Origin of the sequence: Vibrio agarivorans (assembly GCF_030409635.1) — a bacterium.
Lineage (GTDB): Bacteria > Pseudomonadota > Gammaproteobacteria > Enterobacterales > Vibrionaceae > Vibrio > Vibrio agarivorans.
Genome location: NZ_JAUFQF010000001.1, coordinates 17,943 through 40,622, shown reverse-complemented (window position 1 = coordinate 40,622; position 22,680 = coordinate 17,943). Strand labels below are relative to the sequence as shown.

The 22,680-nt window shown below is 45.0% G+C and carries 23 protein-coding genes and 1 riboswitch; of the genes, 13 read left to right on the top strand and 10 right to left on the bottom strand.

All coding sequences use genetic code 11. From position 1 onward, the window contains the following. Positions 1–53 precede the first annotated feature (53 nt). Both ahpC and torR read right to left on the bottom strand, forming a co-directional pair. Positions 54–611: an alkyl hydroperoxide reductase subunit C gene (gene ahpC, locus QWZ05_RS00210; protein ID WP_290295831.1), complete on the bottom strand. Its 558-nt coding sequence runs from the start codon at positions 609–611 to the stop codon at positions 54–56. A gap of 287 nt (positions 612–898) precedes the next feature. After that, positions 899–1,612 carry a two-component system response regulator TorR gene (gene torR / locus QWZ05_RS00205; protein ID WP_264875886.1) on the bottom strand — a complete coding sequence of 238 codons (714 nt, stop codon included), beginning with the start codon at positions 1,610–1,612 and terminating at the stop codon, positions 899–901. A gap of 369 nt (positions 1,613–1,981) precedes the next feature. Here torR and torD point away from each other — a divergent pair, with 369 nt between their 5' ends. From torD to QWZ05_RS00180, 5 genes are all read left to right on the top strand, one after another. Then, the gene (gene torD, locus QWZ05_RS00200) at positions 1,982–2,635 is read left to right on the top strand and encodes a molecular chaperone TorD (RefSeq protein ID WP_264876240.1); all 654 of its coding nucleotides are present in this window, start codon (positions 1,982–1,984) and stop codon (positions 2,633–2,635) included. 191 nt (positions 2,636–2,826) lie between these two features. Beyond that, positions 2,827–3,834 (top strand): HTH-type transcriptional repressor PurR, encoded by a 1,008-nt coding sequence (purR, locus tag QWZ05_RS00195; protein WP_264875887.1) that lies wholly within the window; start codon positions 2,827–2,829, stop codon positions 3,832–3,834. A gap of 143 nt (positions 3,835–3,977) precedes the next feature. Then, positions 3,978–4,088: riboswitch (cyclic di-GMP riboswitch) on the top strand. 111 nt (positions 4,089–4,199) lie between these two features. After that, positions 4,200–4,790: a TfoX/Sxy family DNA transformation protein gene (locus QWZ05_RS00190; RefSeq protein WP_264875888.1), complete on the top strand. Its 591-nt coding sequence runs from the start codon at positions 4,200–4,202 to the stop codon at positions 4,788–4,790. Between the two features lie 136 nt (positions 4,791–4,926). Further along, a complete protein-coding gene (locus QWZ05_RS00185) occupies positions 4,927–5,628 on the top strand; it encodes a TVP38/TMEM64 family protein (RefSeq protein WP_290295829.1) in 702 nt (233 codons plus the stop codon). Between the two features lie 13 nt (positions 5,629–5,641). Then, positions 5,642–5,953 carry a putative signal transducing protein gene (locus QWZ05_RS00180; protein ID WP_264875890.1) on the top strand — a complete coding sequence of 104 codons (312 nt, stop codon included), beginning with the start codon at positions 5,642–5,644 and terminating at the stop codon, positions 5,951–5,953. A gap of 41 nt (positions 5,954–5,994) precedes the next feature. Here the strand turns inward: QWZ05_RS00180 and QWZ05_RS00175 are convergent, their stop codons facing one another. From QWZ05_RS00175 to topA, 4 genes are all read right to left on the bottom strand, one after another. After that, entirely contained in the window at positions 5,995–6,795 is an 801-nt protein-coding gene (locus QWZ05_RS00175) for an alpha/beta fold hydrolase (RefSeq protein WP_264875891.1), read from the bottom strand. A gap of 150 nt (positions 6,796–6,945) precedes the next feature. Further along, positions 6,946–8,403, bottom strand: coding sequence for a glycogen synthase GlgA (gene glgA / locus QWZ05_RS00170; RefSeq protein ID WP_264875892.1), 1,458 nt, complete (start codon positions 8,401–8,403; stop codon positions 6,946–6,948). A gap of 1 nt (position 8,404) precedes the next feature. Beyond that, positions 8,405–9,652 carry a glucose-1-phosphate adenylyltransferase gene (glgC, locus tag QWZ05_RS00165; protein WP_264876241.1) on the bottom strand — a complete coding sequence of 416 codons (1,248 nt, stop codon included), beginning with the start codon at positions 9,650–9,652 and terminating at the stop codon, positions 8,405–8,407. Between the two features lie 452 nt (positions 9,653–10,104). Continuing rightward, on the bottom strand, positions 10,105–12,735 hold the full coding sequence (gene topA, locus QWZ05_RS00160; protein WP_290295825.1) for a type I DNA topoisomerase: 2,631 nt from the start codon (positions 12,733–12,735) through the stop codon (positions 10,105–10,107). A gap of 323 nt (positions 12,736–13,058) precedes the next feature. On the opposite strand from topA, the gene QWZ05_RS00155 reads away from it, so the two are divergent. Continuing rightward, positions 13,059–13,307, top strand: coding sequence for a YciN family protein (locus tag QWZ05_RS00155; RefSeq protein WP_264875894.1), 249 nt, complete (start codon positions 13,059–13,061; stop codon positions 13,305–13,307). A gap of 113 nt (positions 13,308–13,420) precedes the next feature. On the opposite strand, the gene aroA is transcribed toward QWZ05_RS00155, so the two are convergent. Next, positions 13,421–14,701 carry a 3-phosphoshikimate 1-carboxyvinyltransferase gene (aroA, locus tag QWZ05_RS00150; protein WP_290295823.1) on the bottom strand — a complete coding sequence of 427 codons (1,281 nt, stop codon included), beginning with the start codon at positions 14,699–14,701 and terminating at the stop codon, positions 13,421–13,423. A gap of 242 nt (positions 14,702–14,943) precedes the next feature. Here aroA and aat point away from each other — a divergent pair, with 242 nt between their 5' ends. From aat to infA, 3 genes are all read left to right on the top strand, one after another. Then, complete coding sequence (gene aat / locus QWZ05_RS00145; RefSeq protein WP_290295820.1) at positions 14,944–15,651, top strand: leucyl/phenylalanyl-tRNA--protein transferase; 708 nt, start codon at positions 14,944–14,946, stop codon at positions 15,649–15,651. A 46-nt stretch (positions 15,652–15,697) separates the two neighbouring features. After that, positions 15,698–16,396, top strand: a complete 699-nt coding sequence (locus QWZ05_RS00140) for an arginyltransferase (protein ID WP_290295818.1) — start codon at positions 15,698–15,700, stop codon at positions 16,394–16,396. 80 nt (positions 16,397–16,476) lie between these two features. After that, entirely contained in the window at positions 16,477–16,695 is a 219-nt protein-coding gene (infA, locus tag QWZ05_RS00135; protein WP_001040192.1) for a translation initiation factor IF-1, read from the top strand. Positions 16,696–16,774: 79 nt separating this feature from the next. Here infA and QWZ05_RS00130 read toward each other — a convergent pair whose 3' ends face one another. After that, positions 16,775–17,353 carry a thymidine kinase gene (locus QWZ05_RS00130; RefSeq protein WP_264875916.1) on the bottom strand — a complete coding sequence of 193 codons (579 nt, stop codon included), beginning with the start codon at positions 17,351–17,353 and terminating at the stop codon, positions 16,775–16,777. Between the two features lie 104 nt (positions 17,354–17,457). Beyond that, positions 17,458–18,840, bottom strand: coding sequence for a cysteine--tRNA ligase (gene cysS, locus QWZ05_RS00125; protein ID WP_264875917.1), 1,383 nt, complete (start codon positions 18,838–18,840; stop codon positions 17,458–17,460). Between the two features lie 202 nt (positions 18,841–19,042). Between cysS and QWZ05_RS00120 the strand changes: the two genes are divergently transcribed. The 4 genes from QWZ05_RS00120 to QWZ05_RS00105 all read left to right on the top strand — a co-directional run bounded on the left by QWZ05_RS00120 (position 19,043) and on the right by QWZ05_RS00105 (position 22,124). Further along, positions 19,043–19,537, top strand: coding sequence for a peptidylprolyl isomerase (locus QWZ05_RS00120; protein WP_264875918.1), 495 nt, complete (start codon positions 19,043–19,045; stop codon positions 19,535–19,537). A gap of 55 nt (positions 19,538–19,592) precedes the next feature. Beyond that, a complete protein-coding gene (gene lpxH, locus QWZ05_RS00115; protein ID WP_264875919.1) occupies positions 19,593–20,318 on the top strand; it encodes a UDP-2,3-diacylglucosamine diphosphatase in 726 nt (241 codons plus the stop codon). 82 nt (positions 20,319–20,400) lie between these two features. Next, entirely contained in the window at positions 20,401–21,630 is a 1,230-nt protein-coding gene (locus QWZ05_RS00110) for an EAL and HDOD domain-containing protein (RefSeq protein WP_290295817.1), read from the top strand. After that, a complete protein-coding gene (locus QWZ05_RS00105; protein WP_290295816.1) occupies positions 21,627–22,124 on the top strand; it encodes a YchJ family metal-binding protein in 498 nt (165 codons plus the stop codon). Before QWZ05_RS00110 ends, QWZ05_RS00105 begins: the two co-directional genes overlap by 4 nt. A 70-nt stretch (positions 22,125–22,194) precedes the next feature. On the opposite strand, the gene soxR is transcribed toward QWZ05_RS00105, so the two are convergent. Next, positions 22,195–22,617 carry a redox-sensitive transcriptional activator SoxR gene (soxR, locus tag QWZ05_RS00100; RefSeq protein WP_290295815.1) on the bottom strand — a complete coding sequence of 141 codons (423 nt, stop codon included), beginning with the start codon at positions 22,615–22,617 and terminating at the stop codon, positions 22,195–22,197. Between the last annotated feature and the right edge of the window lie 63 nt (positions 22,618–22,680).

The following is a 22,680-nucleotide window of genomic DNA, read 5'->3' as shown; positions in this document are numbered from 1 at the left end:
ACCCTTTAGGAGCAAGAAGCGGAGCATGCAAACTAGAGTCTAATCAAGGTTGATTAGATTTTACCTACTAGGTCTAGAGAAGGAGCTAGCGTTTCTTCGCCTTCTTTCCACTTAGCTGGGCAAACTTCACCTGGGTTGTTTGCTACGTATTGAGCTGCTTTCACTTTACGAAGTAGGTCTTCTGCGTCACGACCGATACCTTCTGCAGTGATTTCCATTGCTTGAATCGTACCTTCTGGGTCGATTAGGAAAGTAGCGCGGTCTGCAAGACCTTGACCTTCACGCATTACGTTGAAGTTGTTTGTGATAGTGCCAGTTTGGTCACCTACCATGAAGTACTCGATAGTACCGATTTTGTCTGAAGTATCATGCCATGCTTTGTGAGAGAAGTGAGTATCTGTAGATACTGAGTAAACTTCTACGCCGCGAGATTGAAGCTCTGCGTATTTCTCTTGTAGGTCAACAAGTTCAGTAGGACATACGAAAGTGAAGTCAGCTGGGTAGAAGAAGAATACTGCCCATTTACCTAGAACGTCTTGCTCTGTAACTTCTACGAAGTCGCCGTTTTTGAATGCTGTAGCGTTAAATGGTTTGATAGTAGTGTTGATCATGACTTAGTCTCTCTTTATGTGATTGTTTGACACTTCGCTGTGTCGTTGAGGTAATAATGCACTTGAGAGAGAAATTTTAGAAATTGTCTGTTTCTATCAAATCAATAGAAGATTCCTATCAAACATCATTGGCAATGCCTATCAAAAAGAAATTCATGAAAACAAGCACCTATTAAACCTCAACTAATAACAGGCCACAGAAAAAAGAATCAGAGCAGCCACCAGAAACAAAAAATGGAGCCTAAGGTTATAGGCTCCATTTTCTCATGTTGGGAAATCGCTCACGGCTAATCGCCTGCAAACATATAACCTTCACCATGTACCGTGACAAAAATTTGCGGGTTCTTCGGGTCGAACTCCATCTTTGCGCGCATGCGTCGAATCAGCACATCGATAGTACGATCATTAGGGGCATCGACTCGATGGCTAATCATACTCAATATACGATCGCGACTTAACACTTGTCTTGGATGCGATGATAGTGCAACCAACAGTTCATATTCCGCCTTCGTCAGCTTTACGGGTTCACCATCGCGGCTCAGAGCTCGGCGCTGAATATCAAATGTCCACTCACCAAAACGCACGAGATTATCATCTTGCTCTGGCTCTTCCTCTTTCACCGCCTCTCGTCCGGTCAGTGAGATACGCCAAAGCAGATTTTTTACCCGAACGAGAAGCTCACGCAATTCAAACGGTTTGGTCACATAGTCATCGGCCCCCATTTCTAGGCCAACAATCTTGTCTATGCTATCGGTACGTCCTGTTACCAAAATAATTCCGATGTCTGATTGTCCGCGTAACTCTCGCGTCAGCATCAAGCCATCTTCTCCTGGCAAGTTAATGTCTAGCATCACCAAGTCAACCTCAGCTTGCTGTAGACACTCTCGCATTTCTGATCCTGAACTCGCCTCACTTACTGTGTACCCTTCATTTTGAAAGTACCCAACAAGCTTGCTGCGTGTCACTAGATCATCTTCAACAACTAGAACGTGATAGCTCATGTTATTCTCTTTACTCGGAAATTACTTAGTCCCATTCATAATTAGACATATTTAGATTGTATTCAACCTGAAGATGCGCTTTATTCCGATTTTATTGATAAACAGCAAGCTCTCCCGGTCTTTCGCCGCCTACACCTTCATTTCAATAAGCAACTCTATGCTCTAAATTGGTAACTGAAAGTTGTTCGTCCCGCTCAGCGCTAAACACAATTAGCTATAAACCATCACTTTCTGACACAGATGCCGATAACACTATTCACATTTTCCCTTTATACTCCACCTATCAGATAGATAGGACTCTAATGAGCAACTGCATCAGAGTCAGATTATACTTAAAACTTATCCATAGATGATTTGGAGCTTCGTGTGATTGAAGAGATCAAAGCGTTCAACGAAAAACGCGCAGAGATTTATTGGTGGCTGTCTAGCCTATTCGCCAGTGAGCTTGATGAACAAGGACTTGAGCAATACCAAAGCCCTGAAATTCGCGCATTCTTGGCAGGCCTTGGTGAAAATATTCAGCTGAAAAAGCCCGTTGATAAGTTGGTGGATGCACTCAATCGCCTACAAGACCGTGAAGATGCCCAGCTTGAGCTTTCCGCAGATTTCTGTGAACTGTTTCTAAAATCAGATAAAGAAGGCGCGTTGCCTTATGCCTCTATCTATTTGGACAAATCGGGTAACCTCAACGGTAAGCCGGCTGAAGAAATGACCAAAGTCTTAGCGGCTCACAACATTCAAGTCAGCCAAGCTCTGAACGAGCCCGCAGACCACATTGCAATAGAGCTCGATTTTCTTGGTAACCTAATCATTCGCTCAAACGAATTAGAACAAGAAAAACACCTTAATAGTGCCTTGGTTGAACAAGCCGAGTTCATTCGTCAACATATCTTGAGCTGGACCCCGCAATTTAATGCACTTTGTCAGCAAAAAGACGAGTTTGGCTTCTATTCTGCCGTGAGTAGTCTATTAGTTGCATTTCTTGAGCTAGACTGTCTATATCTACTGGACGAACCATCTTAATCAAAAACGATTAAGATTGCGTCGCTAACGATAGCAGTCTAGAATACTCGGATATTTTTAAACCGCTTTCGATAAAGCGGTTTTTTATTTGGTTTTTTCCCTAGGCGACTACCGCAACACGGCTCATATTTGGTTGAAGACAACGCTGAGCAACGTGCGGTAAATAAGAAATACAATTAAGGACCACTCCTATGGCCACTATTAAAGATGTTGCGCGTCTTGCCGGTGTCTCTACTACCACTGTATCGCATGTCATCAACAAAACGCGATTTGTAGCTGAAACAACTCAAGAAAAAGTAAATAAGGCAGTAAAAGAGCTTAACTACGCTCCTAGTGCTGTCGCTCGTAGTTTGAAATGTAATACCACGCGTACCATCGGTATGCTGGTGACTCAATCTACCAATCTATTCTTCTCTGAGGTTATCGACGGCGTAGAAAGCTACTGCTACCGTCAAGGCTACACACTTATCCTTTGTAATACGGGCGGTATCTACGAGAAACAACGTGACTACATCCGCATGCTCGCTGAAAAGCGTGTTGATGGTATCTTGGTGATGTGTTCAGACCTGACTGAAGAACTGAGTGAAATGTTAAACGGCCACCCTGATATTCCTAAAGTGATCATGGATTGGGGTCCTGAAACATCACAAGCCGATAAGATTATCGATAACTCGGAAGAAGGTGGCTATCTCGCAACTAAATACCTTATCGACAATGGCCATAAAAACATCGCTTGTTTGAGCGGTCACTTCGAGAAGGCGGCTTGTAAAGAGCGAATTAACGGTTTCCGCCGCGCGATGGGTGAAGCAAAACTTAACGTTGTGGAAGACTGGATTTTAGAAGGTAATTTCGAGTGTGATACTGCGGTATTAGCGGCAGATAAAATCGCAGCGATGGATGAAAAGCCAACCGCTGTGTTCTGTTTCAATGACACCATGGCTTTAGGCCTAATGAGTCGTCTACAAGAGAATGGCATCCGTATTCCTGATGATATGTCTGTTATCGGTTATGACAACATCGAGCTTGCAGAATACTTCTCACCACCACTAACGACCGTTCACCAGCCGAAACGCCGTGTGGGTAAGAATGCATTTGAAATCCTTCTGGAGCGCATCAAAGACAAAGAGCACGATAAGCGTGTGTTTGAAATGCACCCAGAAATTGTTGAGCGTTTAACGGTACGCAACCTTAATAATTAAGCGTCTGATTTCATAACAAATTTAATAACCCTGACACTATGCATACAAATGCAAAATGTCAGGGTTATTTTTTGGAATCAACATCACACTATCGATCTTGAAGATGTGATACCTATTCCGCTTTTCATTATGCTCTCTTAAAGCCACGCACAGGGCAAACCATCTGAGAAGGTGGGACGCAAAGCCTCCGGCCTTAACCAGTCATTTTATTCATGTTTATGATATAATTATGGAAAGGTAGCGGGGTTGCCGATGGTAAAACTACACTAGCATAACCTTTCTATGACATAAGTTTGTGTTGTTTTTGCTATTCTCTCGGGCCTGAATTTGGTGGCGTGAATGTTTCTTCACCGAGATTACAAAGCATGGATAAACCGATATTAAAAGACTCGATGCGCTTATTCGAGCAACTTGGCAGTGTCAAGTCCCGATCAATGTTTGGCGGCTTTGGCATATTCGTCAATGACACCATGTTTGCATTGGTTGTCAAAAACAAACTGCATGTGCGTAAATGTGCTGCGTTGGATTCTGCTATTTCAGAACATAAACTGGAACCTTACGTCTATGAAAAGCGTGGTTTCCCCGTTGTCACTAAGTATTTTCAACTGCCAGACACCTGGGTCAATGAACAGAATCAACTGCTAAAGGTTGCTCAAGTTGCACTTAAAGCCGCAACTGAAGACAAGATAAAGCAAGAGACAACCAAGCCACAACGCTTGAAAGATCTGCCAAATCTTCGCCTAGCGACCGAGCGAATGTTGAAAAAAGCAGGAATCGAGACTGTCACCCAACTTGAAGAAGCGGGGGCGGTGCGCGCTTATCAAGCCATTCAAGAATCCCACACGACGCCTGTTAGCTTAGAGCTGCTCTACTCTCTTGAAGGGGCAATTCGTGGCACTCACTGGACAGTGATTCCACAGACACAACGTGAAAGCCTAGCGAATCAAATAAACTAGCCAATCGGATTTTATAAAATAAACAAAGTCAGCTAATTGCTGACTTTGTTTATTTTGATTGAAAGAAATTTAACACCTATCCTGTCTCTATACGTAAGTGATTCATCATCTTAAATCAGCGACAGGAGTCAACGTGATGAGCAAACTCTTAAACCCCAAAGTCATTATTGGCTTAGTGCTCGTAACAATCATCATCATATTGGCGACTCAATTTGGTCAATATCTCACATTAGAAAACGCCAAAGCGCAACAAGCTGCCCTTCGTGGTTTCATTGATGAAAACTTTCTTACTGCCGCAGCAATCTATTTCTTTGCCTATGTCGGAATAACCGCCTTCTCTGTTCCTGGCGCTGCCGTAGTGACCTTATTGGGTGCAGCGCTATTCGGCTTTTGGACGAGCTTACTACTGGTCTCTTTTGCCAGTACTATTGGCGCAACGTTGGCGTTTTTAAGCAGCCGCTTTTTGCTTCGTGATTGGGTACAAAGTAAGTTTGGCGACAAACTGAGCGTCATCAACCAAGGCGTTGAAAAAGATGGTGCACTTTATCTTGTTTCACTGCGCTTGATCCCGGTGTTTCCTTTCTTTCTAATTAACCTTCTAATGGGACTCACCCCAATCTCGGTCGGTCGCTTCTACCTATTTAGTCAACTGGGTATGCTGCCTGGTACTGCGGTTTATCTCAATGCCGGTACACAGTTGGCGCAAATCGACTCACTAGCCGGCATCATCTCCCCATCAGTTTTAGTGTCTTTTGCGCTGCTAGGGTTATTCCCGGTGATAATGAAGTGGGTGATGAACCGACTTGATCAAAAACGTAATGTTGCCCCTAGCAAATAGTTAGCGAGAACTCATGAAGATTTACTTTGCGAAACACCCACCAGAAGCGCACATTGTAGCTCAGATGCTACAGCAGTCGGGTATTGAGTGTGAGGTCCGTGGAGAGTCTCTATTTAGCCTACAGGGTGAATTACCCTTTAATGAAGAGACTTTCCCTCATGTTTGGCTAATTGATATTGCTAAGCATGCACACGCACAAGAACTGGTTGAAGAGTACCTTCGCCAACGCAATGAGGTAAAGGATTGGCAGTGCCTAGAGTGTAACGAAGAAAACGAAGGGCAATTTGGAGCTTGCTGGCAATGTGGAGCGACCGCTCCACATTAATTGATTCTATGGGCTCGACAAAACTATGTTAGCGAGTAAACCTATGCGAGCGAGTGACGTTGAATAAATCCGATGGAGTGCGAGTTGAACTCGTCGGGTTTTTCTACATTGCACACATGGCCACAATCTTCAATTTCCAACAGCTCACTTTTGTCGTGACGCGCAACCATCTCTTTCACCGGCTTGATGAACATGTAGTCACGGTCTCCCATCAAATAGAGCGTTGGGATCGGTAACTCTCTATCACGAAAGTAGCCCATCAACGGGTTAACATCAGCCGCTAACTTGAACCACCGCTTGAACTCTTTCTGACACAACTTGTTCGCTTCACGAATGAACAGGTGCCTTGACTCTCTTTGATTACGTTGCGGCATCACAATATAAGCAAACAAGCTGTATAACCACATATACGGGACAAAGTTCTTAGACCAGTCCCCGAGCTTTACAAGTACCTGAGAACGCGCATTTAAGCGAGTTACAGCACCACCTAGCACCATGCTTCTGACGCGTTGAGTTTCAAGCTCAGCAAGCGTACGAACAATAATGGTTCCCAAAGACATACCAACAAAATGTGCAGAGCTAATCTTGAGGTGATCGAGCACTTTAACAACATCTTTCGTCACGTCTTTGAAGGTGTAGTTATGGCTGATGATATCTTTGATGAATTGATTCGACTTTCCGTGACCACGCAGGTCAACCAACAGCAAATTGAAGTGCTCACGATAAGACTTAATTTGTTTGAACCAAATCGACGAGCTGCCGCCTGCTCCATGCACAAAGACCACCCACTCCTTGCTGGTGGGATGTAAAAACGTCTTATGGAAAAGCAAACTATCTGACATAAATTTAAATATAGAGTTTCTAGTGACGTGAGTTTAGCACAATTAACCTAACTAAACTGCATCAGGATTTGTAAACAAGCATTGCTCTAAAATGACAAAGGGCCAAGCCACGTAAGGCTCAGCCCTTTGTTGAATCACACTAAGGCCGTGTTAAGCACCATTCTTGGCAAGCTCATACATCTTAACGTATTGAACTGCTGACTCTTTCCAACTGAAGTCTTGTTGCATTGCTCGTTGCTGTACCTTGGTAAATCCATCAGGGTCTTGCAAAAGCAATAACAGAGCGCGCTGCATCGTAATAAGCAAAGCTTCTGGCGTAGGCTCTTTAAAGCTAAAACCCGTTGCCTCTTGAGGCGCCAAGTCATAGTCGACAACCGTATCTTTAAGGCCACCAACCTCACGCACGATAGGTAATGTTCCGTACGCCATGCTGTAGATTTGGTTCAAACCACACGCCTCAAATTCAGAAGGCATCAAGAAGAAGTCAGCACCCGCCTCAATCAAGTGAGCGAAACGATTACTGTAGGCTTCTAAGAAAGCAAATTTCTCTGGGTATCGCTTAGCGATGCCACGAAGCCACGATGCGATTTCTGCTTCACCCGTCCCGATGATCACAACTTGCACATCGTTATTGAGAAACTTCTCAAGGATAGGCAACAAATAAGAGAATCCTTTTTGATGCGTCAAGCGACACACCATGCCAAACATTGGCTTGTTCTCTTGAGGAAGACCAACTTCTTGCTGCAGAGTTAACTTCGCATCCGCCTTGCCTTGTTTCAGTGAGGTCGCTTCTGAAGTGTATGGTGTTGGCAAGAACTCGTCTTGAGAAGGCTCCCACTCCGAGTAGTCGCAACCATTAACGATACCGTGCAGGTCACACGCGCGATGAACAAAGTCATCGACTAGGCCATGAGCACCCAGCGCAGTAAGCAGTTCAGAAGCGTAGTTAGGGCTAACTGCATTGATTTTGTCCGCAAACGCAATACCCGCTCTCAACATGCTCACTTGATCATGTCCGTAACGCAAAAACTCCATACCCGATAAGTTTAACTCCGGAATAGTTTGAACTTGATGGTAATGGAAAATGCCCTTGAACACGGCGTTATGCACCGTTAGCACACTTTTCACATTGGCGAAAAATGGGTCTTCACGGTAGCGAGTTTTCAGCAAGAATGGGACAAAACCGGTATGCCAGTCATTGGCATGAACAATGTCAGGGCAAATTTCTAGCTTAGGCAAAACATCAAGGCTCGCCGCAGAGAAGAAGCTAAAACGCTCACCATTATCTTGATAAGCGTGATTATTCTCAGCGTACAGTTCTGGGCGATCATAATACTGAGCGCAATCGATGAGATAAACATCAACGCCATCAAGCTGAGATTTACGGACTTTATAAGCCGTATGCGGCCAATGGTTCAGCTCAGTTTCAAACAGCACTGGTGCATCAGACACATGAGGAATTGCCTGGTAAGCAGGTAGCACAATAGCTACCTGATGACCGAGGTCCTGCAATGCTTTAGGTAGGGCTTTAGCCACATCGGCCAGCCCACCACTTTTCACCAATCCTTGAGCTTCTGAAACGGTAAACCAGAGATTGAGTTTTTCCACTTTAGAATCCTACTTTAGTTCCTTTCGCAATCACGACAATGCCTTCAGATGAGACGTGGAAGCGTTTTGCATCCAACTCTAGGTCTTCACCGATCACAGTGCCTGGTGCGATTTCTACGTCTTTATCGATAACCGCGCGGCGGATTTTACACCCAGCGCCGATCTTCACGTCACCTAAAATAACAGATTCTGAGATGGTTGTGCCAGATGCAATGTTACTGCGATAGCCTAGAACTGATTTGTAAATCGTTGATCCTTGGATATAACTACCACCAGAGATCAAGCTATCTGTGATCTTCACTTTACGGTGATCCGCATCAACGAACGTCGCTGGCGGCAATGGCGGGTAGTAAGTGTGCAACTGCCAATTACGGTTATAAAGAGAGAACGGCGCATCTTCTTCAAGCAGATCCATATGCGCTGACCAGTAAGAACCGATAGTACCTACATCACGCCAATATGTTGTTGGCTTCTCGCCTGGAATGTCGTTGGTTGAGAAGTCATACACATACACTTCACCTTGTGGGTAAAGCTTTGGAATGATGTCTTTACCAAAATCATGGCTAGACTCTGTATTCTTCGCATCTTCATGTAATTCGCTACACAGACACTCGGTTTCAAAAATGTAGTTACCCATTGAGACCAAAGCCATATCAGGATGACCCGGAATCGACTTAGGGTTAGCCGGCTTCTCTTCAAAGCCAATCATTTTACCATCCTCATCGACTTCTATCACACCGAATGCAGACGCTTCAGATAGTGGCATACGCAGTGCAGACACCGTCAAACTTGCTTTTTTTTCTTTATGAAAATCAAGCATCTGACGAATATCCATCTTGTAGATGTGGTCAGAACCAAAGATAGCAACTTGCTCAGGATCTTCTTCCTTGATGAAACCGACGTTTTGATAGATTGCATCAGCAGTGCCTTCATACCAACGCTTACCATCGCGCATCTGCGCTGGGATAAGGTCAATAAAACGACCAGTAATACTGGTCGGGTTCCAGCCCTTTTTCATGTGAAGGTAGAGAGATTGCGATTTAAACTGAGTTAGAACGTAAACTTTCATCAAGTCTGCGTTTCGGAAGTTGTTTAAAGCAAAGTCGATAAGACGGTAACTGCCACCGAATGGTACTGCAGGTTTCGTGCGAGATTCAGTCAAAGGCATAAGACGTGAGCCTTCGCCACCAGCAAGGATCATCCCTAAAACACCAGCCATAGTTTGTTCTCCATTTTTATATTTATATATCACCTTTGCGTCGCTTATATTGAGGGGGGAGCGAAGCAAACGTTTGCGAAGCCTAAATGGACGCAAATGGAGTGGTGTTTGGGGTTAGTATTAACGCATTCCATTGCATTCTATTTAGACTTAATCGAAAAGACGTCTACAACTTTCTTTATCGACTGCTGTATTTTTTGTGTTTGAGTTCGGGAAGATTAAACCAAACGGTTGGAGCCAGCATGACGAAACGAAAAGCGCGAACTTTCGATGACTCTAGTTTTTACCAGAGATTCCCCATTATGAAGAAAAATTACGAAAACAGTAGGGCACGTGTCACAGAATTTATTCAACAGAACTCATACCAGTGGTTTTTTCGGATTTGGCTACATTTTATTAATGTAACTTTCATACAAAACACACAAAAACAACAAAGCAGCCACTGAGGCTGCTTTGTTATTACGTATTATTCGTGTTTACGTCTATTTTTTGGGCTTTTTACGCTTGTCGGTGATTTCCCATTTGCCGTCAATATAAAGACCGGTCCAGCCTGAAGGCTTACCCTCTTCCTCAGATCGGATGTAGTTTTCCTTTGTCTTACGACTAAATCGTACAACCGCTGGTCGACCATCTGGATCGTGAGTAGGTGCATCTGCTAGGTATTGGAATTTCGGTGAAATACGGTCTTTAAATCGAGCAAGCTCTTCCACTAACGGAGCACGTGTCTCACGAGATTTAGGGAAGTTACTTGCCGCCAGAAACAGACCTGATGCACCGTCACGCAGAACAAAGTACGCATCCGAGTTTTCACAAGGCAGCTCTGGGAAGTGCACGGGATCTTCTTTCGGTGGAGCAACTTCACCGTTCTTGAGGATCTTACGCGTGTTTTTACAGTTCTCATTGGTACAGTCCATGTACTTACCAAATCGACCGTTTTTCAGCACCATGTCTGAACCACACTTGTCACACTCAACCACAGGGCCATCGTAACCCTTGACCTTAAACTCACCGTGTTCGACTACGTAGCCTTCACAGTTCGGGTTGTTACCACACACATGCATCTTGCGCTTATCATCGATAAGGTAAGCGTCCATCGCAGTCTCACAGATCGGACAACGCTTTTTCGCACGAAGTGCAGCTGTTTCTACGTCTTCTTCAAGAACATTGATAATGCCCTCTTCATCACCCAAGTTGATCGTTGTTTTACAACGCTCTTTCGGTGGAAGTGCATAACCTGAACAGCCCAAGAACACACCTGTTGATGCGGTACGAATCCCCATCGGACGTGAACATGTTGGACACTCAATATCTGTCATCACGATATGATTTGGCTTCATACCGCCATGATCTTCGTCTAGCTCAGCCTTCTCAAGCTCGCCAGTAAAGTCGCCGAAGAAGCCATCAAGCATCTTCTTCCAATTCACTTCGCCTTCCGCCACTTGGTCGAGCTTCTCTTCCATACGTGCCGTAAAGTCGTAGTTCATTAGATCATTGAAGCTGTCGTCAAGGCGATCTGTAACGATCTCGCCCATTTTTTCAGCATAGAAACGACGTTGCTCAACTTTTACATAACCACGATCTTGGATCGTTGAAATGATGGATGCATAAGTCGACGGACGACCAATGCCACGTTTTTCTAGTTCTTTAACTAGAGCGGCTTCGGTGAAGCGTGCCGGCGGCTTCGTAAAGTGCTGTTTCGGATCAAGCGCTTTCAGGCTCAACACATCTCCCACTTGCACAGCCGGGAGTATTTGGTCTTCGTTTTTACCCAATGGGCGCTGAACGCGAGTCCAACCATCAAACTTCAAGATGCGGCCTTTCGCTTTTAGCGTGTACTCATCCGCTTTGACACTCACTGTGGTTGAATCGTATTTCGCAGGTGTCATTTGACACGCGACGAATTGATTCCAAATCAGTGAATAGAGCTTGTGAGCATCCGCTTCCATACCGTTAAGGTCGTCAGCTTTGACTGCAACATCAGAAGGACGAATCGCTTCGTGCGCTTCTTGTGCGCCCTCTTTGCTACCATAAACCAATGGATTCGCTGGCAAGTACGCATCGCCATACTCACTCCCGATAAACTCACGAGCGGCCTCTACAGCCTCTTTACTCAAGTTAGTCGAGTCAGTACGCATATAAGTGATGTAACCCGCCTCATAGAGGCGCTGAGCGAGCATCATGGTCTTTTTCACACCGTAGCCTAGACGAGTACTCGCCGCTTGCTGCAGTGTTGACGTGATATAAGGGGCCGATGGCTTGCTGCTTGTTGGACGATCTTCACGCTTGCAAACTTCATAAGTGGCGTTTTCAAGTACACTCATTGCCGCTTTTGTTTCTGCTTCGTTCACTGGCTTGAAGGCAGACCCAGCTTTCTGTGCAACTTGCAATCTGAAGTCGGTCGTATCTTTGGTTATCGTGTCAGCATGAATATCCCAAAACTCTTCCGGGATAAACGCTTTGATCTCACGCTCACGCTCCACCAGCAGCTTAACCGCAACTGACTGAACACGACCGGCAGATAAACCGCGCGCCACTTTCTTCCAAAGAAGTGGTGAAACCATAAAGCCAACGACACGATCCATAAATCGACGTGCTTGCTGCGCGTTTACGCCATCAATATTTAGCTCACCTGGTTGTTCAAACGCCTGTTGAATTGCATTTTTGGTGATTTCGTTAAACACCACGCGTTTGTATCGCTCTTCATCACCACCGATGATCTCGCGAAGGTGCCAAGCGATAGCCTCTCCCTCACGGTCCAAATCGGTTGCGAGATAAACGTAGTCTGCGTCTTCTGCTAGCTTTTGCAGTTCTGAAACTACTTTTTCCTTACCTGGAAGGATTTGGTAGTTTGCTTCCCAACCGTTATATGGGTCGATACCCATTTTCTTGATGAGAGACTTGCGGTCTTTTTCCTTTTTGATGCGTGCTTTCTCTTCCGCACTCATCCCTTTGGTAGAAACCGGCGCTGCTTTTTTTTGCCCAGTGCTTTGTCCTGCTGTCGGGAGATCACGTACGTGGCCTACACTCGACTTTACAACAAAGTCCTTACCTAGGTACTTATTGATGGTTTTCGCCTTGGCTGGCGACTCCACAATAACCAGTGATTTACCCATAGTAATTCAATACTCTATTTTGTTGGCACGCCGTTACAGTACGACATACTCAATGTCTCGTTCTTTTTTTACTATTGAGCGAGATTTTCAGAAGATCAATATCTTTTTGCAAAAAAACTTCTGACTGGTTGACATTTGGGCAATCAAATCGCCGCTAAAACTCCCCTATTTTCCCTCTATATATAGTGGAAATACATAGTGGAAATCTGACCCTTTAAGTAGGTGGCATTAAACAATCTGGTCAGGTACTAAAAAGTCACTAGATTCTCTGTGCAGTTTTTTCTAGACTTGCGCCAAGCACAACTAATCGGACAGAAAAACTCATGAGTGAAAAGAAAAACATTTCGAAATTCGATCTCCTTCTCATCGCAAACCAAATCATCCAAGAGCACGATGATTACATCAAAGGCATGCGCGCAGATTCCGTAGAAGAAAAAGAAGGGGTGTTGGTGTTTAAAGGTGAGTACTTCTTAGACGATAATGGCCTTCCTACTCAAAACACCACCGCCGTGTTTAATATGTTCAAATACTTAGCGCATCACTTGTCGAAAGAGTTCACACTAGAAGGCTAATATTTCTTTTAGTCATCGTGAATACAGTCACCATGAATACAAAGTAACCGTGAATACAATTAGGGGAGCAAGGCTCCCCTAATCATTTATACCCGTTTAACAAACAGCTTCGCTTAGCAGCTAAGTTCTGCCAGTTTATCGAAGTAGTCTGGGAATGTTTTTGACGTACAGCCTGGATCGTTAATCGTCACTGGTGTATCACTCAAAGCGACTAACGAGAAACACATCGCCATACGGTGATCGTCATAGGTATCAATCGCAGCATGCTGAAGTTGCTTAGGTGGGTTTACAATGATGTAATCCTCCCCCTCTTCCACTTCTGCACCGACTTTACGCAGTTCTGTCGCCATCGCCGCCAAACGATCAGTCTCTTTTACACGCCAGTTGTACACGTTGCGAATAGCTGTCGTGCCTTCTGCGAACAGTGCCGTTGTCGCAATCGTCATCGCTGCGTCTGGGATGTGGTTGTAATCCATATCAATCGCTTTTAGCTCACCGACACGAGAGATCACATAATCATCACCCCATTCGATCTCAGCACCCATTTTCTCGAGCGCATCAGCAAATTGAATATCACCTTGAATACTGTTTTTGCCAATACCCGTTACTTTGATTTCACCACCTTTGATAGCGGCAGCAGCTAGGAAGTAAGAGGCAGAAGACGCATCGCCTTCCACTAAGAAATCACCCGGTGCGATGTATTGTTGACCTGCTGGAACGACAAATTGTTGGTAGTCGTTATTAATCACCTCAACACCAAACTGCTTCATGATATGCAGCGTAATATCGATGTAAGGCTTAGACACCAACTCACCAACAATATTGATGGTAATTTCACCTTCAGCCAGCGGTGCTGACATCAAAAATGCCGTTAAGAACTGACTTGAAATAGAGCCATCGATAGATACCATGCCCGCGTTTAGGCCTGTAGCGGTAATCTTGAGTGGTGGGTAATCTGCGTTTTCTAAATACTCAATCTCGGCGCCAGCTTCTTTGAGCGCATTCACTAAATGGCCGATTGGGCGCTCTTTCATACGAGGCTCACCCGTCAACACGTATTCGCCGCGACCAAGACACAGTGCCGCTGCAAGTGGACGCATTGCAGTACCAGCATTGCCTAAGAACAACTCTTGCGCTTCCGAGACATCAAACGGACGACCTAGCCCTTTAACTTCACACACAGTTTTATCATCTGACAAACGGTAGCTCACACCTAATTTGGTAAGCGCATTAAGCATGTGACGAATATCGTCACTATCAAGTAAATTCGTCAGTCTTGTTGTTCCCTTCGCCAGTGCTGCAAGCAACAAAGCACGGTTGGAGACACTTTTTGAACCTGGCAGGTTCACCACACCATTCACACGTTGGATTGGATTTAAAGTCAGGCTTTCCATTAACTATTTATTCCCTTAGGTCTACTGCTGGATAAGGGAGGGCAGCAGTTAGCAATAATTCTTCGTATTGGCAGACTAACCAAAAAAACTGCATAACTCCAGACTCGATAACAGTGAAAAATGAAGTATTTGTCGCGTAAACCTAGGCTGACAAATGAACACTTTGGCAATTGGCGACATAGAGTAATACAATCACGCCATCTCAACGCATTTTTGCATAAACGGTGAATGAAAACCCGCGCATGGCCATCTATCTAACTGAACTTGACCCTAACTCAATCGATTTTCCCTCTCCCTTTGACGCACTGGAAGACCCAAGCGGTTTGCTGGCCTTTGGCGGCGATTTATCACCACACAGACTATTAAATGCTTATCGCCATGGTATTTTTCCATGGTACGGCCCCGACGAACCTCTTCTGTGGTGGAGCCCTGCTCCTCGGGCAGTGTTTGACCCTGTGACATTCGAGCCTGCGAAAAGCTTGAAAAAATTCCAGCGCAAACACAACTACATGGTGTCGATTGACCGAGCAACAGCGCGAGTCATTGACTACTGCGCATCAACCCGCAGCGCCGAAGAAACCTGGATTCACCCAGAAATGCGCGAAGCCTACAAGCACCTTGCCTCGTTAGGCTACTGCCACTCTGTCGAAGTGTGGCGAGATGACGTGCTTGTGGGGGGCTTGTATGGACTGTCGATAGGACAACTGTTTTGTGGTGAGTCGATGTTCAGTTTAGAGACTAATGCTTCGAAAGTTGGTCTTTGGTTCTTTTGCCAACACTTTGCTAAACATGGGGGCAAGCTCATTGACTGCCAAATCATGAATCCACATTTAGCCTCATTGGGCGCACAAGAGTTGCTAAGAGCCGATTTTATGCAACAATTAGAGCACCTTAAAAACCAAAAAATCGATTCAAACTGTTTTGAGCAGCAATGGATCTGTTTGGATTGATCAACTACGTTGATCGTATCCGCTGTAATTTCCCACTAGGTCATCAATGAACTCGGATTTGTACCACATTAGGATTGGACTCACAGCAGCACATGAATGTGCTTATCTCCCCAACCATCAGGAGAGAATGGCGGTCGCATTGGATGAACCCAACCATTCACCTGAGGGTTATCAAATCCTGCTTGCTAATGGCTTTCGTCGCAGCGGTGATGTGATATACAAGCCTCACTGTACACTGTGCCAAGCGTGTGAAGCGATTCGTCTTTCTGTCGGTGATTTCAAACCTACTCAGAGCCAAAAGCGTATCCTTAGCAAATCGAAGTCTATTCGCAGTGAAATGAAGCCTGAGTTAGATGATGGGTGGTTTGACTTGTACGCCCGTTATATCGAAGCGCGTCATCGAAATGGCACTATGTATCCACCGAAAAAGGACGATTTTTTCAAGTTCGCTCATTGCTCGTGGCTCTCTCCACAGTTTTTACACCTCTACGATGACGATAAACTCATCGCGGTTGCAGTGACTGATGTAATGCCTCAATGTGCCAGTGCCTTCTATACCTTTTATGACCCAGACTACCCTATTTCACTGGGCACGTTGGCGGTGTTAAAACAGATTGAGTTTTGTGTAAAACAACAAAATCACTGGCTTTATTTGGGCTATCAAATCGATGAATGCCCAGCTATGAACTATAAAGTTAGATTTCATCGCCATCAAAGGCTAGTAAATCAGCGTTGGCAGGGGTAGAATACCGCCCAACTTTATTTATTCCGCTTTTGTACCCATGATTAGTGGTGCAAAACAAACCATTTACATAAGAGGATTAAATGGCTAAAGAAGACGTAATCGAGATGCAAGGCACTGTCCTTGACACTCTTCCAAACACTATGTTCCGAGTTGAGCTAGAAAACGGCCACGTAGTAACGGCACACATCTCAGGTAAAATGCGTAAGAACTACATCCGTATTCTTACTGGTGACAAAGTAACTGTAGAGATGACTCCATACGATCTATCTAAAGGTCGCATCGTCTTCCGCGCTCGTTAATCTTAGATTATCAAGCCAAATAAAAAACGGAGCTGATGCTCCGTTTTTTATTGTGTGTTTTCTTGGTTGGTAAGCTGAGTTACTTACCTAGCGCTTCTTTGTAGTGCTGACGACATACAGAGACATAACGGTCATTACCACCAATCGCAACCTGATCACCCTCTGCAATCGCCTTACCGTGCTCATCAGTACGGATCACCATGTTTGCCTTACGACCACAATGACAAATCGTCTTAAGCTCAACCAGCTTATCTGCCCAGGCTAACAAATGGCGACTACCCTCAAATAACTCACCCAAGAAATCGGTACGCAAACCGTAGCAAAGTACTGGGATATGCAGTTTATCAACAACCTCAGTGAGCTGATAGACCTGCTCTTTACTTAGAAACTGACACTCATCCACCAGAATACAGTGACGCTTCTCTTGCTCATTAATTGCTTTGATCTCAGCAAACAGATCCGTTTCAGCATTGAATAATTGCGCTTCCGCTTGCAAACCGATACGTGAACTGACTTTTCCTACGCCGTAACGATCGTCTAACGCGGCAGTCAAAATCAATGGATTCATGCCACGTTCTTGGTAGTTAAAAGAAGATTGAAGAAGTGTTGTCGACTTACCCGCATTCATTGCAGAGTAATAGAAGTACATCTGAGCCAAGAGAAATTACCTAGTTGAAATTTAAAACTGAGTTAAGAAAAAGGGCTGAAACCTCAGCCCTTCTTAAACCACTATTTGCTTAATAATAGATTACTTAAAATAAACTACTTACGACGCCACGTAGTGCCTTCCGGGCCGTCCTCTAGAACGATGCCCATCTCCGTCAGCTTGTCACGAGCCATATCTGCATTCGCCCAGTCTTTTGCAGCGCGAGAGTCGTTACGCAGTTTGATCAGTGCTTCGATCTCTGCCACTTCGTCGTCGTCACCTGCATCGCCTTTAAGGAAGGCTTCAGGGTCTTGGTATAGGATACCAATCACTTCGGCAAGCTTGCGCATCACTGCGCCCATTGCGTTTGCCGCTGCAATATCTTCCGCTTTCACACGGTTTATTTCACGAGCCATATCAAACAACACTGAGTACGCTTCTGGTGTGTTGAAGTCGTCATTCATTGCAGCTTCAAAGCGTGCAACATACTCATCGCCACCTTGGGCTTCAACTGTTGTATCCAAACCACGTAATGACGTGTACAGACGCTCAAGGGAAGCGCGTGCTTGGTTCAAGTTCTCTTCACTGTAGTTAAGCTGGCTACGGTAGTGACCTGACATTAGGAAGTAACGTACAGTTTCCGCATCGTAGTGACCAAGAACATCTCGAATAGTGAAGAAATTACCCAGAGATTTAGACATCTTCTCGCGGTCAACCATCACCATGCCACTGTGCATCCAAGTGTTCACGTATTGTGTATCGTGTGCACAGCATGATTGCGCAATTTCATTCTCATGGTGTGGGAACTGCAGATCAGAACCGCCACCGTGAATGTCGAAATGATCGCCTAAGATAGACGAGTTCATCGCTGAACATTCGATGTGCCAACCAGGGCGGCCAGGACCCCAAGGCGATTCCCAAGTTGGTTCGCCCGGCTTAGACATCTTCCAAAGTACAAAATCAAGCGGGCTGCGCTTAGTCACTTCAATGCTTACACGAGCGCCTGCTTGCAACTGGTCAAGGTCTTGCTTTGATAGTTTGCCGTAATCATCGTACTTGCTTACTTCGAACATCACATCGCCGTTATCGGCAACATAAGCAAAGCCACGTTTGATGAGCTTTTCTACTAGATCAATGATCTCTTGGATATATTGTGTTGCGCGTGGCTCCACATTTGGGCGTGCCATATTTAGCGCATCAAAGTCTGCGTGCATTTCACCGATTAATCGTTCAGTTAATGCTTCACAAGACTCACCATTTTCAGCCGCTCGCTTGATGATTTTGTCATCAATGTCAGTGATGTTACGAACAAAGTTCAAGTCGTACCCAAGGTAGCGTAGGTAACGTGATACCACGTCAAAAGAAACGAATGTACGACCGTGACCAATATGACAGAGATCGTAGATGGTTACCCCACACACGTACATACCGACTTTACCGGCTTCGATTGGCTTGAATTCCTCTTTCTTGCGTGTAAGTGAGTTATATATTTTCAGCATGATCTCTATCTAAATATTGGTGTAAAAAAATCTGGCGCTCAGTATACCAACATGGCCGGACTTAAGTAATCCTCTATCGTGCAAAAACGCAGCATAAACACCACCAATTTCAATCAAAGGGCCCTTTTTCACGTAGGATTATCAAAGTAGTTAAGATAGAATTGCTATCCTAAACCTATCTATATGAACAAAGGACATCATCATGATCACCCTTCACACAAACTTTGGTGACATCAAAATCCAACTTAACGAAGAGAAAGCACCAGTAACATGTGCAAACTTCCTACAGTACTGTCGTGATGGTTTCTACGACAACACGCTTTTCCACCGTGTTATTGACGGTTTCATGGTCCAAGGCGGCGGCATGGAATCTGGTCTACGTGAGAAAGCGTCTCGCGAGTCAATCAAAAACGAAGCAAACAACGGCCTAAGCAACAAAGTAGGTACGTTAGCAATGGCGCGTACTATGGAACCGCACTCAGCAAGCTCTCAGTTCTTTATCAACGTAAACAACAACACATTCCTAGACTTTCGTAGCGAAAGCCTAGACGGTTGGGGTTACTGTGTATTTGCTGAAGTTATTGAAGGCATGGACGTTGTAAACCAAATCAAAGGGGTTAGCACGGGTTCTTACGGTATGCACCAAGACGTACCGCTAGAAGACGTACTGATCACGGGTACAACTATCGAAGAATAATTCGATATCGGGGCGGCTCTTTTGCTGCCCCAATCATTTGATTAAGTATGACTCTATGACCACACTGTTTATTTCTGATCTTCATCTCTCTCCTAATGTTCCAAAGCTCAACCAGGCTTTTTTTCACTTCATGCAAGAAGAAGCGCCTCACGCAGATGCCGTTTATGTTTTAGGTGATCTTTTTGATTTTTGGACTGGGGATGATGACCCTTCACCGTTCTGTCGCTCCATTATCGAAGCCTTCAAGCAACTCACCAGCCAGGGCGTGCCTTGTTATTTCACGCGAGGAAACCGTGATTTTCTAGTAGGAAAGCGATTTACGAAAGAGACTGGGGTAACACTGCTTGGTGATGAAACCGTGATCGATCTCTACGGAAGAAAAGCGGTCGTGCTGCACGGCGATACACTGTGTACACTTGATGAAGCCTATCTCAACTACCGTAAAAAAGTGCACCTTCCATGGCTTCAATGGTTGTTTAATCATCTACCGTTTTCTGTGCGCGAAAAAATCGTCGCTAAGATCAAAGGGGATATTAAGCACGATAAACAGAGTAAGTCTCTCGATATTATGGATGTGACGCAAAGCGAAGTGGAAAAAGTGATGCGAGATCATCAAGTCGACTTAATGATTCATGGTCATACTCATCGCCCTAACGTACATCGCTTTACGCTCAACCACCAACCAGCCAGTCGTGTCGTACTTGGCGACTGGGGAGATCAAGGATACGTTTTACGTATCGATGACGAGACAATGTCTCTCGATTCATTCGCTATCGATTAATGTCACAAATTTGAGATAGCATTGAGTAATTGTTTCTACTATCAGTAATATTAAACGTCTGCAGACAAAAATAAGAACACCCTTGAAGTACTCGTATATAGCAAGACAGCCGATACTCGATCGCTCCAAACGGACCATTGGTTACGAGTTGCTGTTCCGTGATGGCCCGAACAATACCTTTCCTGAAATCGATCCTGATCTCGCGACCAGTCGACTTTTGTCTGATCATTTTTTATCGACCCACTACAGCACTCTTGGGGATAACCTCGGCTTTGTTAACTTTCCTTACCAGAGCTTGATTAATCGCATTCCAACCTTGTTCCCGAGCGACAACCTCGTTGTTGAAATATTAGAGGACTGTGCACCAACCTCTGAACTGCTCTCTGCTGTTCGAGAAATGGCACTCGCGGGTTACACTATTGCACTTGATGACTTTGTACCGAGCAAAGAGTGGAGACCGTTCTTGCCGTTTGTCTCTATCATCAAATTTGATATTCGCTCGATCTCAATTGAAAAAGCAGAAATCTTCATTCACAAACTTGAGCACACCAAAATTCGCTTCCTAGCTGAAAAAGTTGAAACCTACGAAGATTTCCAACGCGCCCATGATGCTGGATTTGATTACTTTCAGGGTTACTTTTTCAGTAAGCCAGAGATGATACAGCGCAAAGCCCTTGAGCCATCATTCATCACGGTTGTGCAACTGTGTAAGCAATTGGCTAAACCTTCCATCGACTACAAAGCGCTGGAAAACCTATTCAGCCAAGACCTGTCGCTGTCGTATAAGTTGCTGACCTATGTCAACTCTTCAGTGATGGTGTCTGCCAAGATAAAATCCTTTAAACAAGCGCTAGTCTATTTAGGTGAAGAGCGCTTAAGAAAGTTTGTGGCTTTGGTTGCAATCGCATCGACCAAAGAGTCGAAACCAGACTATCTGTATCGCCTCTCTGTTCAGCGCGCGCGTTTTTGCGAGTTGGTTGCACGCAAAGTCAAAGGCGATGTTGACCCTGGCGATGCGTTTTTGACCGGAATGTTCTCATTACTCGACAGCTTGCTTGATCAGCCAATTGCCGACTTGCTTGAGTCTATGCCTGTTGATGAAGCCGTCAAAACCGCTCTGGCTGATGGGACAGGCACACTAGCCAATATTCTTGGTACCGCCATCAGCTACGAACAAGCGAACTGGCAAGCCCTCGCTGAACTCTCTGCAACTCTCAAATTATCTGATGAATCACTCAGTCAATGCTACGATGATGCCGTGCAATGGACCGGAGATTTACTTGCATCAGCAGAAACTGGAACACCATCATGACAACATGCCCATGTAAAAGCGGCCAAGCCTACGCACAATGCTGTGAGCCTGTACATCAAAACCACCATAATGCCTCTATTCCTGAGCAGCTTATGCGCGCAAGATATTGCGCCCATGTTCTCGACCTAGTGGATTTTGTTGTGGCTACGTATCACCCAAGCTGCAATGCACAAGACGATTACGATGCAATTGCAGATTCAGTACGCAGTGACTGGATCAACCTCGAAGTTACAAGCCGTGAAAATGGTTCACACAGCGACGAAGGTTTTGTCACCTTTAAAGCGTATCTGAATCAAGACGGTGAAACGCTATGTCTAGAGGAGCGTTCACGCTTTGTGCGCGAAGAGGGCCTCTGGTACTACATCGACGGAACATTCCCCGAGCCAGTCATCGAAACGGTGAAGAAACCGCAACCTTTCGCTCACGATAAAATCGGTCGCAACGACCCGTGCCCGTGTGGTAGCGGTAAAAAGTTCAAAAAGTGCTGCGGATAACACTTAAGATAAAACACAACTAGGTGCCACGAGGCACCTTTTTTGTCCCTTCATACCTTAATTTCACTGGTCACCATAACGTTGCGCCTTTGGCGTCTATCCCCTTCTCATCATCTGGGTTGTAAAGATGGCAAGTTTTCATTGAAAGGCAGCCACAACCGATACAGTGCCCCAACTGGCTATGTAGCTTTTGCATGTTGTCGATTCTTGCTTGTAGTTCTTCACGCCAGATTTGACTCATTAATTGCCACTCATCTTGCGAGGGAGCTTTATTGATCGGCAAGACCGACATCGCCTGCCTGATCTCTTGCAGTGAGAGCCCCACTTGCTGCGCGATTTTTATCACAGCGATTCGTCGTAAGACATCGCTTGTGTACTGTCTTTGATTACCGCTATTTCGGGCTGAAGTAATCAAACCTTTCTTTTCATAAAAATGGATGGCCGATACTGCAACATCGGCACGCTTGGCCACTTGCCCTACAGATAACATCATTTTCATATTCCTTCTTGACCTCAAGTTAAGTTTAGGTTTTACGCTCTATCTATACAAACAATT

Bases quoted from the DNA above. Each gene is read 5' to 3' on its own strand.
- QWZ05_RS00120 (WP_264875918.1), top strand. From the start codon at position 19,043: ATGATCACCCTTCACACAAACTTTGGTGACATCAAAATCCAACTTAAC.
- soxR (WP_290295815.1), bottom strand. From the start codon at position 22,617: ATGATGTTATCTGTAGGGCAAGTGGCCAAGCGTGCCGATGTTGCAGTA.
- purR (WP_264875887.1), top strand. From the start codon at position 2,827: ATGGCCACTATTAAAGATGTTGCGCGTCTTGCCGGTGTCTCTACTACC.
- QWZ05_RS00155 (WP_264875894.1), top strand. From the start codon at position 13,059: ATGAGTGAAAAGAAAAACATTTCGAAATTCGATCTCCTTCTCATCGCA.
- QWZ05_RS00185 (WP_290295829.1), top strand. From the start codon at position 4,927: ATGAGCAAACTCTTAAACCCCAAAGTCATTATTGGCTTAGTGCTCGTA.
- QWZ05_RS00190 (WP_264875888.1), top strand. From the start codon at position 4,200: ATGGATAAACCGATATTAAAAGACTCGATGCGCTTATTCGAGCAACTT.
- aat (WP_290295820.1), top strand. From the start codon at position 14,944: ATGGCCATCTATCTAACTGAACTTGACCCTAACTCAATCGATTTTCCC.
- QWZ05_RS00140 (WP_290295818.1), top strand. From the start codon at position 15,698: ATGAACTCGGATTTGTACCACATTAGGATTGGACTCACAGCAGCACAT.
- aroA (WP_290295823.1), bottom strand. From the start codon at position 14,701: ATGGAAAGCCTGACTTTAAATCCAATCCAACGTGTGAATGGTGTGGTG.
- infA (WP_001040192.1), top strand. From the start codon at position 16,477: ATGGCTAAAGAAGACGTAATCGAGATGCAAGGCACTGTCCTTGACACT.
- QWZ05_RS00180 (WP_264875890.1), top strand. From the start codon at position 5,642: ATGAAGATTTACTTTGCGAAACACCCACCAGAAGCGCACATTGTAGCT.
- lpxH (WP_264875919.1), top strand. From the start codon at position 19,593: ATGACCACACTGTTTATTTCTGATCTTCATCTCTCTCCTAATGTTCCA.
- ahpC (WP_290295831.1), bottom strand. From the start codon at position 611: ATGATCAACACTACTATCAAACCATTTAACGCTACAGCATTCAAAAAC.
- QWZ05_RS00105 (WP_290295816.1), top strand. From the start codon at position 21,627: ATGACAACATGCCCATGTAAAAGCGGCCAAGCCTACGCACAATGCTGT.
- topA (WP_290295825.1), bottom strand. From the start codon at position 12,735: ATGGGTAAATCACTGGTTATTGTGGAGTCGCCAGCCAAGGCGAAAACC.
- torR (WP_264875886.1), bottom strand. From the start codon at position 1,612: ATGAGCTATCACGTTCTAGTTGTTGAAGATGATCTAGTGACACGCAGC.
- cysS (WP_264875917.1), bottom strand. From the start codon at position 18,840: ATGCTGAAAATATATAACTCACTTACACGCAAGAAAGAGGAATTCAAG.
- QWZ05_RS00175 (WP_264875891.1), bottom strand. From the start codon at position 6,795: ATGTCAGATAGTTTGCTTTTCCATAAGACGTTTTTACATCCCACCAGC.